The organism is Streptomyces sp. NPDC054883 (assembly GCF_053610645.1).
Genome location: NZ_JBSGYT010000058.1, coordinates 1 through 15,042, shown reverse-complemented (window position 1 = coordinate 15,042; position 15,042 = coordinate 1). Strand labels below are relative to the sequence as shown.

General features: G+C 74.2%; 12 protein-coding genes and 2 pseudogenes. 4 read left to right on the top strand and 10 right to left on the bottom strand.

Going from position 1 to position 15,042, the window contains the following annotated elements; all coding sequences use genetic code 11:
* The first annotated feature begins 66 nt into the window (after window positions 1-66).
* From pdhA to ACWGH1_RS30735, 3 genes are read left to right on the top strand one after another with little or no spacing between them, the layout of a single operon-like run.
* Window positions 67-1,200: a pyruvate dehydrogenase (acetyl-transferring) E1 component subunit alpha gene (gene pdhA, locus ACWGH1_RS30745; protein WP_453352187.1), complete on the top strand. Its 1,134-nt coding sequence runs from the start codon at window positions 67-69 to the stop codon at window positions 1,198-1,200.
* Window positions 1,200-2,210: an alpha-ketoacid dehydrogenase subunit beta gene (locus ACWGH1_RS30740; protein ID WP_453352172.1), complete on the top strand. Its 1,011-nt coding sequence runs from the start codon at window positions 1,200-1,202 to the stop codon at window positions 2,208-2,210. Before pdhA ends, ACWGH1_RS30740 begins: the two co-directional genes overlap by 1 nt.
* On the top strand, window positions 2,210-3,496 hold the full coding sequence (locus ACWGH1_RS30735; protein ID WP_453352186.1) for a dihydrolipoamide acetyltransferase family protein: 1,287 nt from the start codon (window positions 2,210-2,212) through the stop codon (window positions 3,494-3,496). Before ACWGH1_RS30740 ends, ACWGH1_RS30735 begins: the two co-directional genes overlap by 1 nt.
* Before the next feature lie 333 nt (window positions 3,497-3,829).
* Here ACWGH1_RS30735 and ACWGH1_RS30730 read toward each other — a convergent pair.
* Window positions 3,830-4,156 (bottom strand): annotated as a pseudogene (locus ACWGH1_RS30730) (FAD-dependent monooxygenase); the annotation flags it as partial.
* On the opposite strand from ACWGH1_RS30730, the pseudogene ACWGH1_RS30725 reads away from it, so the two are divergent.
* Window positions 4,119-4,316 (top strand): annotated as a pseudogene (locus ACWGH1_RS30725) (hypothetical protein); the annotation flags it as partial. The pseudogenes ACWGH1_RS30730 and ACWGH1_RS30725 overlap by 38 nt on opposite strands.
* Before the next feature lie 182 nt (window positions 4,317-4,498).
* Here the strand turns inward: ACWGH1_RS30725 and ACWGH1_RS30720 are convergent.
* The 9 genes from ACWGH1_RS30720 to ACWGH1_RS30680 all read right to left on the bottom strand — a co-directional run bounded on the left by ACWGH1_RS30720 (window position 4,499) and on the right by ACWGH1_RS30680 (window position 14,774).
* Entirely contained in the window at window positions 4,499-5,476 is a 978-nt protein-coding gene (locus tag ACWGH1_RS30720) for an NAD(P)H-quinone oxidoreductase (RefSeq protein ID WP_453356018.1), read from the bottom strand.
* Between the two features lie 92 nt (window positions 5,477-5,568).
* On the bottom strand, window positions 5,569-6,657 hold the full coding sequence (locus tag ACWGH1_RS30715) for a potassium channel family protein (RefSeq protein ID WP_453356019.1): 1,089 nt from the start codon (window positions 6,655-6,657) through the stop codon (window positions 5,569-5,571).
* Entirely contained in the window at window positions 6,645-7,991 is a 1,347-nt protein-coding gene (locus ACWGH1_RS30710; RefSeq protein WP_453356020.1) for a molybdopterin molybdotransferase MoeA, read from the bottom strand. The genes ACWGH1_RS30715 and ACWGH1_RS30710 overlap by 13 nt, the downstream gene beginning before the upstream one ends.
* Entirely contained in the window at window positions 7,988-8,851 is an 864-nt protein-coding gene (locus ACWGH1_RS30705; RefSeq protein WP_453356021.1) for an NTP transferase domain-containing protein, read from the bottom strand. The genes ACWGH1_RS30710 and ACWGH1_RS30705 overlap by 4 nt, the downstream gene beginning before the upstream one ends.
* Before the next feature lie 308 nt (window positions 8,852-9,159).
* A complete protein-coding gene (locus tag ACWGH1_RS30700) occupies window positions 9,160-9,699 on the bottom strand; it encodes a bacterial proteasome activator family protein (RefSeq protein ID WP_453409198.1) in 540 nt (179 codons plus the stop codon).
* Between the two features lie 103 nt (window positions 9,700-9,802).
* Window positions 9,803-12,541, bottom strand: coding sequence for an FtsX-like permease family protein (locus ACWGH1_RS30695; protein ID WP_453409201.1), 2,739 nt, complete (start codon window positions 12,539-12,541; stop codon window positions 9,803-9,805).
* Window positions 12,542-12,672: 131 nt separating this feature from the next.
* Window positions 12,673-13,416 carry an ABC transporter ATP-binding protein gene (locus tag ACWGH1_RS30690; protein ID WP_453356073.1) on the bottom strand — a complete coding sequence of 248 codons (744 nt, stop codon included), beginning with the start codon at window positions 13,414-13,416 and terminating at the stop codon, window positions 12,673-12,675.
* A gap of 24 nt (window positions 13,417-13,440) precedes the next feature.
* Entirely contained in the window at window positions 13,441-14,100 is a 660-nt protein-coding gene (locus tag ACWGH1_RS30685; protein ID WP_453356072.1) for a PadR family transcriptional regulator, read from the bottom strand.
* Between the two features lie 116 nt (window positions 14,101-14,216).
* Window positions 14,217-14,774, bottom strand: coding sequence for a hypothetical protein (locus ACWGH1_RS30680; RefSeq protein WP_453356071.1), 558 nt, complete (start codon window positions 14,772-14,774; stop codon window positions 14,217-14,219).
* Window positions 14,775-15,042: the final 268 nt, after the last annotated feature.

Genomic DNA, 15,042 nt, shown 5'->3' with positions numbered 1-15,042 from the left:
CGGTAGGTGAGGCGCCTCACACCCGGGGCTCTCCTGCCCGCTTCCTACGAGGAGGTGTACGCCGCCATGACGGTCCAAGAGCTGCCCGGTGCCGGGGCGTCCCACCGTTCGACCCCGCCGCCCGCCTGGAGGCCGCGTACGGACGCCGCCCCGCTGCTCCCGGACCCCGAGCCCTACCGGGTGCTGGGCACCGCTGCGGCGGACAAGCTCGATGCCGAGCTGATGCGCCGCTACTACGCCGAGCTGGTGCGCGGACGCCGCTACAACGCCCAGGCCACCGCGCTCACCCGGCAGGGGCGGCTCGCCGTCTACCCGTCGACCGTCGGCCAGGAGGCCTGCGAGATCGCCGCCGCGCTGGTCCTCGAGGACCGCGACTGGCTCTTCCCCAGCTACCGGGACACCCTGGCGGCCGTGGCGCGCGGTCTGGACCCCGTACAGGCGCTGACCCTGCTGCGCGGCGACTGGCACACCGGCTACGACCCGCGCGAGCACCGGATCGCCCCGCTGAGCACCCCGCTCGCCACCCAGCTGCCGCACGCGGTGGGGCTGGCGCACGCGGCCCGGCTGCGCGGGGACGACGTGGTCGCGCTCGCCATGGTCGGCGACGGCGGTACCAGCGAGGGCGACTTCCACGAAGCGCTGAACTTCGCCGCGGTGTGGCAGGCCCCGGTGGTCTTCCTGGTCCAGAACAACGGCTTCGCGATATCCGTCCCGCTCGCCAAGCAGACCGCCGCCCCGACCCTGGCCCACAAGGCCGTCGGGTACGGGATGCCCGGCCGGCTGGTCGACGGCAACGACATCGCCGCGATGCACGAGGTGCTGACCGGGGCGGTCGACCGGGCGCGCTCGGGCGGCGGTCCGACGCTGATCGAGGCGGTCACGTACCGGATCGAGGCGCACACCAACGCCGATGACGCGACCCGCTACCGCACGGATTCCGAGGTGGAGGCCTGGAAGGCGCACGACCCGGTGGAGCTGCTGGAGCGCGAGCTGACCTCGCGCGGGCTGCTGGACGCGGAGGGCATACAGGTGGCCAAGGACGCGGCCGAGGCGATGGCAGCGGCCCTGCGGGACGCGATGAACGCCGAGCCGGTGCTCGACCCGATGGACCTCTTCGCGCACGTCTACGCGGAGCAGACCGGGCGGCTGCGCGAGCAGGCGGAGCTGCTGCGCGCCGAGCTGGAAGCGGAGAACGAGTGATGGCGACGGTGGCGGTGAAGCCGGAGACGAAGCCGGCGACCATGGCGCAGGCCCTCGGCAGGGCGATGCGCGACGCGATGGCCGAGGACCCGACGGTCCACGTGATGGGCGAGGACGTCGGCACGCTCGGCGGGGTCTTCCGGATCACGGACGGTCTGGCGAAGGAGTTCGGCGAGGACCGCTGTACGGACACCCCGCTCGCGGAGGCCGGAATCCTGGGCGCCGCGGTGGGCATGGCCATGTACGGGCTGCGGCCGGTCGTGGAGATGCAGTTCGACGCGTTCGCGTACCCGGCCTTCGAGCAGCTCATCTCGCACGTGGCGAAGATGCGCAACCGTACGCGCGGCGCGATGCCGCTGCCGATCACCATCCGCGTGCCGTACGGCGGCGGGATCGGCGGGGTGGAGCACCACAGCGACTCCTCCGAGGCGTACTACGTGGCGACGCCCGGGCTGACCGTGGTCACCCCGGCGACCGTCGAGGACGCGTACGGGCTGCTGCGCGCGTCGATCGCGAGCGACGACCCGGTGGTCTTCCTGGAGCCGAAGCGGCTGTACTGGTCGAAGGCGCCATGGTCACCCGAGGCTCCGGCGGAGGTTCCGGGCATCGGCAAGGCGCTGGTGCGGCGGGCGGGCACGAGCGCGACGCTGATCACCTACGGGCCGTCGCTGCCGGTGTGCCTGGAGGCCGCCGAGGCGGCGCGCGAGGAGGGCTGGGACCTGGAGGTCGTGGACCTGCGCTCGCTGGTCCCGTTCGACGAGGAGACGGTCGTCGCCTCGGTACGCCGGACAGGACGCGCGGTGGTGGTCCACGAAGCCGGGGGCTTCGGCGGGCCGGGCGCGGAGATCGCCGCTCGGGTGACGGAGCGGTGCTTCCACCACCTGGAGGCGCCGGTGCTGCGGGTGACGGGGTTCGACATCCCGTATCCGCCGCCGATGCTGGAGAAGCACCACCTGCCGGGCGTGGACCGGATCCTGGACACCGTGGGACGCCTGCAATGGGAGAACTGATGCCGCAGGTGATGGAGTTCAAGCTGCCCGACCTCGGGGAGGGGCTGACCGAGGCGGAGATCGTGCGCTGGCTGGTGGCGGTCGGCGACGTCGTCGAGATCGACCAGCCGGTGGTCGAGGTCGAGACGGCGAAGGCGATGGTGGAGGTGCCGTGCCCGTACGGGGGCGTGGTCACCGCCCGGTTCGGGGAGGAGGGGACCGAACTGCCGGTCGGCGCACCGCTGATCACGGTGGCGGTGGGTCCCGTGGAGCCGTCGCAGGCGGCGGAGTCCAAGGAGTCGGCGGGTTCGGGGAACGTGCTGGTCGGGTACGGCACGGACCACTCGCGGCCGGCGCGCAGGCGGCGGGTCCGGCCGGGTGTGGCTTCGGCCCCGGCTGCTGCCGCGGTGGCCGTTGCTCCGGCTGTGGCTCCGGTTGTGGCGGGGCCGGTTCCGGTGATCTCGCCGCTCGTGCGGAAGCTGGCCCGGGACAACGGGGTCGACTTGCGGGCGCTGCGCGGGTCGGGCCCCGAGGGACTGATCCTGCGGGCGGACGTGGAGGCAGTGCTGCGGGCGGAGGCCGCGCAGGCACCGGTGGCCGCACCGGTGGCCGCGCCGGCGGGTGAGCGGATTCCGCTCAAGGGGCTGCGGGGGGCGGTGGCGGAGAAGCTGTCGCGGAGCCGCCGCGAAATCCCGGAGGCCACCTGCTGGGTGGACGCGGACGCCACCGAACTGATGGCGGCCCGGGCGGCGATGAACGCCGTGGGCGGCCCCAAGATCTCGGTGCTGGCGCTGCTGGCCCGGATCTGCACGGCCGCACTCGCGAAGTACCCGGAGCTCAACTCCACGGTGGACCTGGCGGCGAAGGAGATCGTCCGGCTCCCGGCCGTGCACCTCGGCTTCGCCGCGCAGACCGATCGGGGTCTGATGGTTCCGGTGGTGCGGGACGCCCAGACGCGCAGTCCGGAGTCCCTGTCGGCGGAGTTCGCCCGGCTCACGGAGCTGGCGCGGGCCGGGAAGCTGGCGCCTTCGGACCTCACGGGCGGGACGTTCACCCTGAACAACTACGGGGTGTTCGGGGTCGACGGCTCCACGCCGATCATCAACCACCCGGAGGCGGCCATGCTGGGAGTGGGCCGGATCATCCCGAAGCCGTGGGTCCACCGGGGCGAGCTGGCGGTGCGGCAGGTGGTCCAGCTGTCGCTGACCTTCGACCACCGGGTCTGCGACGGCGGCACGGCGGGGGGCTTCCTGCGGTACGTGGCGGACTGCGTGGAATCCCCGGCGGTGCTGCTGCGCTCGCTGTAGCCGAGCGGGTTCCGCTCCGCCGACCCGGACCCACCCGAGCAGGCCCACGGCCCGGCCGGGCACGGGTGGCCTCGGTGCGCAGGTCCGTGGGCTCGGCCGGGACGGCGCTGCCCGGGCGGGGCGGCGTCCGGCCCGGCGGGGTGCCCGTGGCCCGTTGTCCGGGCCGGGGGCGGCCCTGCAAGCCGCCCTGGGGATCTCGGCCCCGCCCGCTCCCCGTCTCCTGGGGCTCCGCACCAGCCCCGGTGGACGAATGCCGCTGCGCGTAGACCCCAGGCCTGTCCTCTGCCCGTCTCCTGCGCTCCGCCGCCCTTCTGTGGGCCGGCGCGGTCCGGGGAGGTGGGGCGGGGTCCAGGTGGTGGGGCGCAGGAGCATGCGGACGGTGACCGCCGAGGGGGTCAGGCACCGGGCCGCGGTGCGGAGGGGGACGGCCCGGGGATGGCGCAGCCGGTGGCCGAGGCGGCCCGCGCGGCGGGCCGCCCGCGCCACCCCGTCGGCCCGCGGCCGACGGACGGTGTCGTACCGGGTCAGGGCAGCGGCCACGTCCGGTCCGGCGGCCAGTTCCGCGGCCGGCGTCACCGCGTCCTCCAGCGCCTGGCACGCCCCCTGCCCCAGGTTCGGCGTCATGGCGTGCGCCGCGTCGCCGAGCGGCGCCACCCGCCCGCCGACGCGCACGCCCGCCGAACTCGCCGACGGCCTCGCCGCCCTGACGGCGGCCCGGCTCGCGCCGGGCGAAGGCCGCCGGCGCTCCCTGGCCCGCCATGCCTGCGCCCTGGAGAGCGTCCGGGACCCCGAGTTGCGCGAGATCCTCGTGCCGCGCGAGAACGCCGGGCGGGACGTCGTAAGGGCCTTCCTCGCGGCCCACGGCGTGCCGACCCCAAAGCCCGCACCCTGGCCCTGCCGGCCTCGGTGGACGGGCTCGTGCTCGACCAGTCGCCGAAGGACGGCGAGGTGTCCCGCGACGCCCTGGAAGGGCTCGTGGCGGCCGCCCTCAGATGACCGGCTTCACACGGTCAGCAGCAGCTTGCCGACATGCGCGCTGGACTCCATCACCCGGTGCGCCTCGGCCGCCTCCGCCATCGGATACGCGGCGTGCACCACCGGCCGGACCCGGCCCGTCGACACGAGCGGCCAGACGTGCTCGCGCACCGCCGCGACGATCGCGGCCTTCTCCTCCAGCGGCCGTGACCGCAGCGAGGTCGCGGTGACCGCCGCCCGCTTGGCCATCAGTGCGCCCAGGTTCAGCTCCGCCTTCACCCCGCCCTGCAGCCCGATCACCGCGAGCCGGCCGTTCACGGCCAGCGCGTCCAGGTTCCGCGCGAGGTACTTCGCACCCACGATGTCCAGGATCACGTCCGCCCCGGCCCCGTCCGTCACGGCCCGCAGCTCTTCCACGAAGTCCTGCTCGCGGTAGTCGATCAGGATGTCGGCGCCCAGTTCCGCACAGCGCGCCAGTTTCTCCTTGCCGCCCGCCGTCACCGCCACCCGGGCGCCCACCGCCTTGCCCAGCTGGATCGCCATCGTGCCGATGCCGCTGGACCCGCCGTGCACCAGCAGGGTCTCGCCGGGACGCAGCCCGGCGACCATGAACACGTTCGACCACACCGTGGTCACGACCTCCGGCAGTGCGGCCGCCGTCACCAGGTCCACCCCCGCCGGCACCGGCAGCAACTGCCCCGCGGGAACCGCGACGCGCTCCGCGTAGCCCCCGCCGGCCAGCAGCGCGCACACCTCGTCGCCCACCGACCAGCCGGACACGCCCTGCCCGACCGCGACGATCCGTCCGGAACACTCCAGACCGGGATAACGGGAAGCACCGGGCGGCGGGTCGTAGAAGCCCTGCCGCTGGAGGACGTCGGCACGGTTCACGGCGCTCGCCGCGACCTCGACGAGTACCTCGCCCTGGCCTGCCACCGGATCGGGTACTTCGGCCCACACCAGGGCCTCGGGTCCGCCGGGCTGCTCGATGGTGATCGCATGCATGGCCCGGAGGCTACGCGACCCGCGCCCCGACCGCACCGGTGACGGCCCTCCCCCGGCCACGCGGCGCGCTGCCCCGCCGACCCGCCCTGCGGCTACCCGACCGGCCCCGGCGCCGCCGCCGGACCGGCACGGACGATGGTGATCAGACGGTCCGTCGACTGGAGCGGACTCGCGTGCGGGTCGTCGTAGCCGAGCAGCCGGTGCCCCCGCAGCACGCTCACCACCAGGTCCTCCGTCTCCCGCACGCCCTTGCCGACCTCGGGCCTGGTGACGGGCCGTTCCACCAGGTCCAGGCCGCTGCCCTGCTGGATCAGGTCCTCCATCACGGTTCCCGCGCTCGGGCTGAGCACCGACAGGCCCAGCAGCCGTCCGGCCGCACTCGCGCTCGTGATCACCGCGTCCGCGCCCGACTGCCGCAGCAGCGGCGCGTTCTCCTCTTCCCGCACCGCGGCGACGATCTTCGCGCCACGATTGAGCTGGCGCGCCGTCAGCGTCACCAGCACCGCCGTATCGTCGCGCTGCGTGGCGATGACGATCTGCCTGGCCCTGGGCAGTTCGGCCCGCAGCAGTACGTCCGAGCGGGTGGCATCGCCGACGACACCCGTGAAACCCTCGGCCGCCGCCACGTCGATCACCTTGGCGCTCGGATCGACGATCACGATCTGGTCCTTGCGCAGGCCGGTGGCCAGCAGTGTCTGGAGGGCCGACCGGCCCTTCGTGCCGAACCCGACGACGACCGTGTGGTCACGCACGTTCTTCCTCCAGCGGTTCAGCCGCCACTCTTCCCGGGTCCGCTCCGTCAGGACCTCCAGGGTGGTCCCGACCAGGATGATCAGGAACAGCACGCGCAACGGCGTGATCAGCAAGACGTTGGTCAGCCGTGCACTGGCGCTGTACGGGACGATATCGCCGTAGCCGGTCGTCGAGAGCGTCACGGTCGCGTAGTAGACGCAGTCGAGGAAGTCGACCGTCTCGTTGGCGTTGTCGTGATAACCGTCACGGTCGAGCCACACGATCAGCACCGTCAGGCACATCACGAAGAAGGCCACCAGCAGCCGCCGCGCCACCTGCCGCAACGGCTTCTGAACGACGCGCTTGGGCAGGGTGACCTGCCGCGCCACGAGCGCCTCGTCCGCACGCCGGGCCATCGCGTCCTGGCCGGGCTGTTTCACGTGAAACATCCTCCCGAGGCCCAGGGCAGGTCGAGCATTTCCAGCTCCTGCCCCGACCGCGCGCCGTGCGGCGGTACGACTGCCAGCGCGTCGGCGGCCGCCACACCGCGGAGCATCGCCGGGCCGTGGTACCGCAACGGCACCGCGTGTTCCTCGGTCAGGAGTACCGGCACGAGCCGGGTGTCGTAGGGGTGGCCGGGTACGTCCCCCTCGACCGGAACCGCGTACCGCGGGCGCCGGCGCCGGCCCGCGAGCGCGCGCAGCAGCGGTTCGGCCAGCGTCAGCAGCCCGGACACCGCGGCCAGCGGATTGCCGGGCAACCCCACCACGTGGCGGCCGTCGACGCGGTCGCCGATCCGGGCCAGCAGCATCGGATGCCCGGGGCGTACTGCGACCCCGTCGATGAGCAGCTCCGCCCCGGCCCGGCTCAGCACGGGGTGGACGTGGTCGACGGGGCCCGAGGCGGTGCCGCCCGTCGTGACGATCAGATCGGCGGTGGACGTGGTGACGGCCTCGAACAGGGCCTCGGCTCCGGCCGGGTCGTCGCCGAGCAGTCGCGTGCCGGTGACTTCGGCGCCGAGCCGACCGAGCCAGGGGCCCAGCATGGGACTGAGGGCGTCGCGGACGAGGCCGTCGTGGGGGCGCCCCTCGGTGAGCAACTCATCGCCCAACACCAGGACTTCGACCGTGGGCCGGGGCCGGGTCTCCAGCTCGTCGTACCCGGCGGCGGCGGCCAGGCCGAGCAGGGCCGGGGTGACCAGCGAGCCGGCCGGCAGCAGCAACTCCCCCGAGCGGCACTCCTGACCGCGCGGCCGGATGTCCTGGCCGGTGACGACGGACCGCTGCGCGTACAACTGGCCGCCGTCCTCGCGGGCGTGCTCGCTGCGGATCACGGCGGTGGTGTCCGCGGGGATCCGGGCGCCGGTGGCGATCGGCACGGCCTCGCCGTCGGCGAGGGGCTCGGGCCGGTCGGAGCCTGCCAGTATCCCGACGCCGGGCCGGACGGACCAGGGGCCGGGACCGGCAACGGCCCAGCCGTCCATGGCGGAGGTGTCGAACGAGGGCAGGTCCGTGAGCGCTTCGAGGGGCGCGGCCAGCACCTCGCCGAGGGTGTCGGCGAGCGGGAGCCGATGGCTGCGGGCGCGCACGCCCGAGCCGGCCCGAACGGCGGTTTCCCTGGCCCGGAGCCAGGGCGTGGCGCGGTGGCCCCCGGCGGCACGGAGCGGGTCGGACGCGTCGAGGGGGCCGGAAGCGCCGGGAGCGCCCGGCGACTGCGGTGAGGGATCGCGGCTGACCAGGGCGAGGGCCTCGTCCAGGGCGCGGTCGGCGTCGGTGCGGGTCATCCGGTGCCGTCTTCCGTACCGGCCGCGGGGGCCTCCTCGGCCCAGCGCAGGGCCAGGGCGGCCGCCTTGCGGGACGCTTCGGCGACGGCCTGGGCGGGGTCCGCCCCGGTCGTCTCGGCGCGGGCCGCGGCGTAGCCCACGAGGAAGGTGGTCAGCGGGGCCGCGGGCCGGTCGACGCCGTGGGCGGCGTCACGGGCGAGGTCGAGGAGGGCCTTGGTGTCGACGGGGACGTCGATGCCCAGCTCGTTCTTGACGGCGGTGATCCATTGCTCCAGCACGGTCCCATGCTCTCTGATCCGGGCGCGGGCCGTCGCGAGATCGTCCCAGGTGTCGCAGTCGAAGGAGGCGAGTGGCGCAGCGCCGGTGACGGTGGTCAGGTCCAGTCCGGCGGTGACGGCGCGCAGCGGGAGTCCGCTGAGGGTGCCGTTTTCGGTGGCCACCAGGGCGATTTCCCGGCGCAGGGGCTCGGTGCGGTAGGCGGCGACGAGGGGCTGGTCGCGGCCGTCGGGGTCGCGGAGCATGACCCCGTCGGGGCCGGGCGCGTCGAGCAGGGCGCGGACGGTGTCCCGGTCCAGGAAGGGCAGGTCGGCGGAGAGTACGAGGACCCGCGCGGCCGAGGTGTGGCGCAGCCCGGCATCGAGCGCGGCCAGGGGGCCGCCGCCGGGCGGGTCCTCGCGGGTCCAGCGGACGGGGCGGGTGGTGGGGCGGCGGTCGCCGACGACGACGGTGGTGCCGGCGTCGGGGCAGGCGTCGAGGACGCGGTCGAGGAGGGTGCGGCCGCCGACGTGCAGGCCGGGCTTGTCGGCCCCGCCGAGTCGCTGCGCGGCGCCGCCGGCGAGGACGATCGCGTCGTAGCTCATGCCGATGAGTATGCAGGGGGTGTGTTGCGGGCGCGTTCCGCCCTGTGCCGGGGCCCTGCCGGGTGGGCGTGCGTTACCGACCGGGGCTTCGCCCCGGGGCCTGCGCCTCAAACGGCGGCGGGGCGGGTTTCGTCCCCGTGTCGGGGGTGCGGGTCACTGATCGGGGCTTCGCCCCGGGCCCTGCGCCTCAAACGGCGGCGGGGCTGGGTGGGGCCCCGCGCCTTGAGCTCCCCCAGCTGCCGCCGGCGGTGCGCCCACGGGGCTGGGGCGGGTGTGTGGGGCGGCCGGGAGGGCGCCCCACACCGGGGTTACAGGTACGGGCCCGAGCGGATGGCGCCGTGGGGGCCCTCCTCGTCGTCCTCGTGGGACCCGCCCGCAGGGAGGGCGCGGCGCATCTGTTCGAGCTGGGCCCGCGCCGCCATCTGCTGCGCGAACAGGGCCGTCTGGATCCCGTGGAAGAGGCCCTCCAGCCAGCCCACCAACTGCGCCTGCGCGATCCGCAGTTCGGCCTCCGACGGAATCGCCTCCTCCGTGAACGGCAGGGAAAGGCGCTCCAGTTCCTCGACCAGCTCCGGGGCGAGGCCGTCTTCCAGTTCCTTCACCGACGCGGCATGGATGTCCTTGAGCCGGACCCGGCTCGCCTCGTCGAGGGGTGCGGCGCGCACCTCTTCCAGGAGTTGCTTGATCATGCTGCCGATCCGCATGACCTTGGCGGGCTGTTCGACCATCTCCGTCACCGGAACCTCGCGCGACTCGTCATCGGCGCCGCCGACCGCCGACCCGTCTTGTCCCACGATCAGAACGTTCGGGGGGCTGTCCTGCGACCGTTCACTCCTCGGCATCTCCATGCCGATATTCTCTCGCACACCTCCGTACGCACACGATGTGCCCCCGCACAGGCGTGATCCACCCTGTGCGAGGGCTCGTAATCAAACGGTGAGCATCACGCGGTCAGCCCGTCGCGCGCCGCGCCAGCGCGCCGCTCGACTTCGTTACCAGCGCCGCAAGTACCGCCGCACCGAGCGGGACCAGGATCAGCAGTCCCCCGAGCGTCTCCCACGGCACGGCGAACGGCACGAAGACGGCCTCGTCGGCCCCGGAGCGGGAGATCAGCCCCTCCGCGGCCCGCCGCTCGGTCAGCCGCAGCCCCGCCGCCGGCAGCAGCCCGGCGGCGGTGCCGAGGGCGACGCCCATCAGGGCCACCACCCCGCACTGGAACCCGCTCAGCGTTCGCCGCACCCGCGGCGGGGCCCCTACGGCGGCCAGCGTCTTGAGGTCGGCCTCGGCATCAGCCTGCGCCAGTCCGGTGGCGATGCCGGCCGCACCGACGGTGACCAGGCCCGCGAAGATCGTCAGAGCGAGGATCTCCAGGCTGTCCCGCCCCTGGAAGCCCTCCTCGATCTTGACGGGGGCATCGATGCCGATCCGGTCGATCTGACCTGCCAGCGCCTGGCGTTGCGTGCTCGTGGGCTTCTCGGCGAGGGTGAAGTAGGTGCCGAACGGGGCCGTGCCCAGGCCCGCCGCCTTCACCGCGCCGGGGGGCAGGACCACTTCGATCCCGTAGCCGGTGACCGTGTCGGGAGCCTGGTAGACCGGGAAGACCTTGTCGACGCCCTTCGGCTCGTCCCCGGGCCCCGGCAGCCCCCGGCCGTCCTCCGTGATCACCCTGAGGGTGACCGTGCCGGCCTTGAAGTTGCGCCGGTCGAAGGAGACGGCCTGCCCCGACTTCAGCGCGGCGACCGCGCCGGGGTCGCTGACGCCCAGCACCGTCAGCAGCTTCTCGTCGGCCACGACCGTCTCGCGCGGCTGCACGTACTGCCGCTCCTTGCAGCGCCAGTCCCGGCGCAGGGCGCGCACCTGGTCCCGGCTGAAGTCGGAGGCCCCGTTCTTCGACTCGTAGAGCGGACAGCGGTTCTCCTGCGGCTTGATGATCTCCAGCCGCCCGCAGCCCGGCTCGGTGGAGTACGAATCGCAGGACGGTTTGCCGACCACCACCCGGTCCACGTCGGCCCGCACCGCCAGGGAGAACTCCTTCGCGAGGGCTTGACGGGCGGCGGGCACGTCCTTGTACCTGTCGTCCTCCTGGTTCGTCAGCATTCCCGCGTCGGCGGGCAGCGAGGCCACGTACTCGTGCCGGGCCTGGAGCTCCGTGCTGTGCTGGTAGGTGGCCACGGCCACGGTGCCGGCCACGGCGGCCAGTACCGCCGCCACCGCCGGAGCGGTACGCCCGCGGTTGCGGACGGCGTCCCGCAGCGCGAGCCGCGGCGACAGCGGCAGCCACCGCCCCGCCCGCCCGAACAGGCCGACCAGCGTCGGGGTCAGGGCGACGACGCCCAGCTCGGCCAGGGCGCTGCCGCCGGCCACCACCAGCGTGCCCGTCTGCGACACGGCCCCGTACAGCGCGAGCGCCGCGCCCGACGCGACGCCGACGAGCCCGATGACGGGCAGGATCCGGTTGGCGCGCCGGACCCCGCGACGGCCCGTCAGCGAGGCCAGCACGGTCTGCCGGGACGCGGTGACGGCGGGGACGACCGCGGCGAGCAGCCCGGTCAGTACGGCGACCAGTGCGACGGCGAGGAGTTCCAGGGGGCGGACCTCGAACCCGCCCCAGCGCAGCCCGAGGTACTCCTCCAGCACCGGCCGCAGGCCCAGGGTGAGAGCCACGCCGAGGGCGGTGCCGATGACGGCGGACGCCGCGCCGATGACGAGGCCGCCGGACAGGACGATGGCCCGGATGTGCCGGCGGTCTCCGCCGTTGGCGCCGACGAGGCCGAGCTGGCGGGCCGACCGCCGGGCGCCGACCGCGAAGGCCGGACCGGCCAACAGGCAGATCTCCAGCATGGCGAGGCCCACGACGGTTGCCAGAACGGTCAGTTCGACCGCCCTGATCGACCCTCCTTGGTAGTCGTCGGCCCTTCCCTGCTCACGCAGTTGCGCGTACAGCGGGACTTCGGAGTCGGCCGGGGGGTGCAGGTTGACGGCGCGCGAGAGGACGAGGAGCCCCTTGGTGTTGGCCGCCCGCACCATGTTCCACGTGAAACCATCACCGCCGACCTTGACGAGGAAGTTGTCGTTGACGCTCAGCCCCTGGGCGCCGGCCCGGGTCAGCGCCTGGTCCAGCGGGGCGAGCAGGGTCCGGGGCGGTGCGGTGATCTGCACCGCCTTCAGGGAGGACGGAAGCTCGTACGCGCCCACGATCCGGTAGGACCGGGCCGCACCACGGGGTGTCAGCTCGGAGCCGACGAAGAAGCCTGACTCCTTGAGGAAGGAGTCGGTGGCGATGACCTCGCCCGCCGCCGCGGGCAGCCGGCCCCGCTTGAGGGTGAACATCCCCGCCACCAGCGGACTGGCCGTGTCCACCTCGCGCAGCTCGGTGTCGAGCAGCCCGTGCGTGGTGCGGACCTTCGCGCTGACGTGGCTGTCCTGCACGCTCTGGGCACCCGGCGGCAGCGTGGACGGGACCGGCACGTGCTCCAGCTTCGCCTTCGAGGAGTCGTAGTCGCGGAACCCGCCGACGGGCTCGTACCGGTCGCCCGACGGGTTCTGGTAGACGGCCGAGCCGAAGGAGGTGTCGCTCAGCCTCGCGTCGGCCGCGCCGAGCTGCCGGGACAGCGTCTGTTCGGTGGAGAGTTCGGAGCTGCGCCAGGTGAGGTCCACGGCGCTCACGCCGAGGATCGGCAGGGCGATCATCGCCAGGACGAGTGCGCTGCGCCCCTTGGCGCGCCAGGCGTCACGGCGGGCGATGCGGACCGCCGCGACCCACGAGTGGTACCAGGACGAGGGGAAGGACGGGGATCCGTGCGACGAGCGGGACGACGTGCTCACAGGCCGGCCGCCCGCCCGGAGAGCAGGGAGTCGGCCCCGCTGCGCAGGGTCTCGTCGACGACGGTGCCGTCACGCAGGAACACGACCCGGTCGGCCCAGGCGGCGAACCGCGGCTCGTGCGTGACCAGGATCCCGGCCGCACCCGCGTCGCAGCGCGAGCGCAGCAAGGCGAGTACGGACTCACCGGTCTCGGAGTCGAGTGCGCCGGTGGGCTCGTCGGCCAGGACCAGGCGCCGGTCCCCGACCAGGGCGCGGGCGATGGCCACGCGCTGCTGCTGGCCGCCGGACATCTCGTCGGGGAATCGGTCGGCCAGCTGTCCGAGGTTCATCTCCTCCAGCGCGGCCAGGGCGGAGGCGCGCGCCTTGCGGGCGGAGACCCCGTCGAGTTCGCGGGGCAGCGCCACGTTCTCGGCGGCGGTGAGGGCGGGGATCAGGTTGTAGTCCTGGAAGACGTAGCCGATGCTGCGCCGGCGCAGCGCGGCCAACTGCTTGCGGCTCGCGGTGGTGAGGTCGGTGCCCTCGACGATGACGCGTCCGGAGCTGGGGGTGTCCAGCCCCCCGGCGAGGGTGAGCAGCGTGGACTTGCCGGAGCCGGAGGGGCCCATGACGGCGACGAGTTCACCGGGATGGACGGCCAGGTCGATTCCGCGCAGGGCGTGTACCTCGGTGGCGCCGCTGCCGTGCGTACGGACGAGTTTCTCCAACTGGAGTACGGGGCGCTGCGTGTGCTGGTCGGGCATGTGGGTCCCCCCTGGGACGGTGGTTCAGTGCCGCCGCGTGGGTGCGGTGCGGGGCGCGTCGGTGGTCGCGGCGGCGACGGGGCCGCTCGCGGGGGTGGTGGGCGGCGGTGGCGCTGGTTCTGCGGCTCCGCTGTCAGCCGAGTGGGAGAGCCGTATGAGCCGGGCTTCACAGTGGTCGAGCCAGCGGGCTTCGGCCTCGGTCTGGAAGATCAGCTGTTCCAGGACCAGCAGCCAGGCCAGGTCGTCGCGTTCGCGGGTCTTGCCGCTCTCGATCGCGGTGAGGGCCTGGGCTTTGAGCCGGGTGTAGTCCTGCATCGCCTGGATGGTGGCGTGCCGCTGCGACTGGATGACCGCGCGGATGTCGACGCCGGGCGCGCCGACGGCCATGGCGAGCTTGATGGACAGCTCGTCACGCGGTGGGTTGGTGCGGTCGACGGGGCGCTCGTACCACTCGCGCAGTTCGGCGCGCCCGGTGTCGGTGATGGCGTAGAGCGTGTGGCCGGCCGGGTCCTCGCCGCCGGGGGCGACGAGGCCGTCCCGCTCCAGGCGGGCGAGCGTCGTGTAGACCTGGCCGACGTTGAGCGGCCAGGTGGAGCCGGTGCGGGATTCGAACTCGGTACGCAGCTGAGAGCCGTACCGAGGACCCCTTTCGAGCAGGGCGAGGAGGCCGTGGCGGATGGACATACTCAGTATGTATACCGAGTATGCCCTGCCGGGCAACCCTCCGGAGTCGTACACCGCAAGGAGGACGGACCGCTTCCGAAGGCCGCACCGGCCGTTCCTGGGCGCCGCGCCGCCCGCTACGGACCGCGCCGCAGCCGCACGCCGATGAACCCCAGGCCCAGCCCCATCAGGGCGAGCCCGGTCCCCAGGGGCAGCATGTGCGCGGCCAGGTCGGCGGCCCGGTCGTTCGCTCCCGTGCCCAGCGCGTTGACCCCGGTGCCGGCGCTCGGTGCCCCGCTCGGAGCCGGGCTCGCCGCGGCGGAGCCCGCCGCGGACGGCACCGGGGACGGCCCACGGGTCGGCCCGCCCGTCGGCCCGCCGCTGGGCGCCGTGCCAGGGGGTACGGCCGGCGGACGCGCGGGCCGGTGCCGGGGCCGGGAGGCCACCATCGCCTCGGGGTCGGCGGGCTCGCCCACGGGCCGCCCGGGCCGCTCCCGCCCGACCCCCGCGGCACTGCCGGCCAGCTCCTCGTAAGCCTCTTGGGGTACGTCGGCCACCGCATCGGAGCTCGCGGAGGCGACTGGGACCCGGGCGGAGGCGGTGCCACTGCCCTGCGCGGGCGCGACGCCCAGCAGCGCGGCGGCGGCCAGCGCGGCCCAGGCCACCCACACCGGCGCGCGGAGGCGTTGAGTCACCGGGAAGCCCCTCCCGTCCGAGCGGCGCGGGCGGCGCGAGCGCGCGGGACGGCGATCGCTCGGGCCTGTACAGGGCTCACCCTCGCACGGTGGGGCAAAAGCGGCATCCCGGGCCGCCCATCGGGGTGGCCCGGGATGCCGGAGCGCCGCGGCGGTGGCCCGCGCCGGCGCGGGCCCCCGCACCCCCCGACAGGGGGGCGCCGGTGGGCCCGGTCACCGTGTACTCCAGGTGCTTAGTAACCCCCGTGCCCGCGGGGGGGGATTGGGC

Coding starts and splice junctions, on each gene's coding strand:
- ACWGH1_RS30720 (WP_453356018.1), bottom strand. CDS start 5,476: ATGCATGCGATCACCATCGAGCAGCCCGGCGGACCCGAGGCCCTGGTG.
- ACWGH1_RS30705 (WP_453356021.1), bottom strand. CDS start 8,851: ATGAGCTACGACGCGATCGTCCTCGCCGGCGGCGCCGCGCAGCGACTC.
- ACWGH1_RS30695 (WP_453409201.1), bottom strand. CDS start 12,541: ATGATCGCCCTGCCGATCCTCGGCGTGAGCGCCGTGGACCTCACCTGG.
- ACWGH1_RS30735 (WP_453352186.1), top strand. CDS start 2,210: ATGCCGCAGGTGATGGAGTTCAAGCTGCCCGACCTCGGGGAGGGGCTG.
- pdhA (WP_453352187.1), top strand. CDS start 67: ATGACGGTCCAAGAGCTGCCCGGTGCCGGGGCGTCCCACCGTTCGACC.
- ACWGH1_RS30700 (WP_453409198.1), bottom strand. CDS start 9,699: ATGGAGATGCCGAGGAGTGAACGGTCGCAGGACAGCCCCCCGAACGTT.
- ACWGH1_RS30685 (WP_453356072.1), bottom strand. CDS start 14,100: ATGTCCATCCGCCACGGCCTCCTCGCCCTGCTCGAAAGGGGTCCTCGG.
- ACWGH1_RS30715 (WP_453356019.1), bottom strand. CDS start 6,657: ATGTTTCACGTGAAACAGCCCGGCCAGGACGCGATGGCCCGGCGTGCG.
- ACWGH1_RS30690 (WP_453356073.1), bottom strand. CDS start 13,416: ATGCCCGACCAGCACACGCAGCGCCCCGTACTCCAGTTGGAGAAACTC.
- ACWGH1_RS30740 (WP_453352172.1), top strand. CDS start 1,200: ATGGCGACGGTGGCGGTGAAGCCGGAGACGAAGCCGGCGACCATGGCG.
- ACWGH1_RS30710 (WP_453356020.1), bottom strand. CDS start 7,991: ATGACCCGCACCGACGCCGACCGCGCCCTGGACGAGGCCCTCGCCCTG.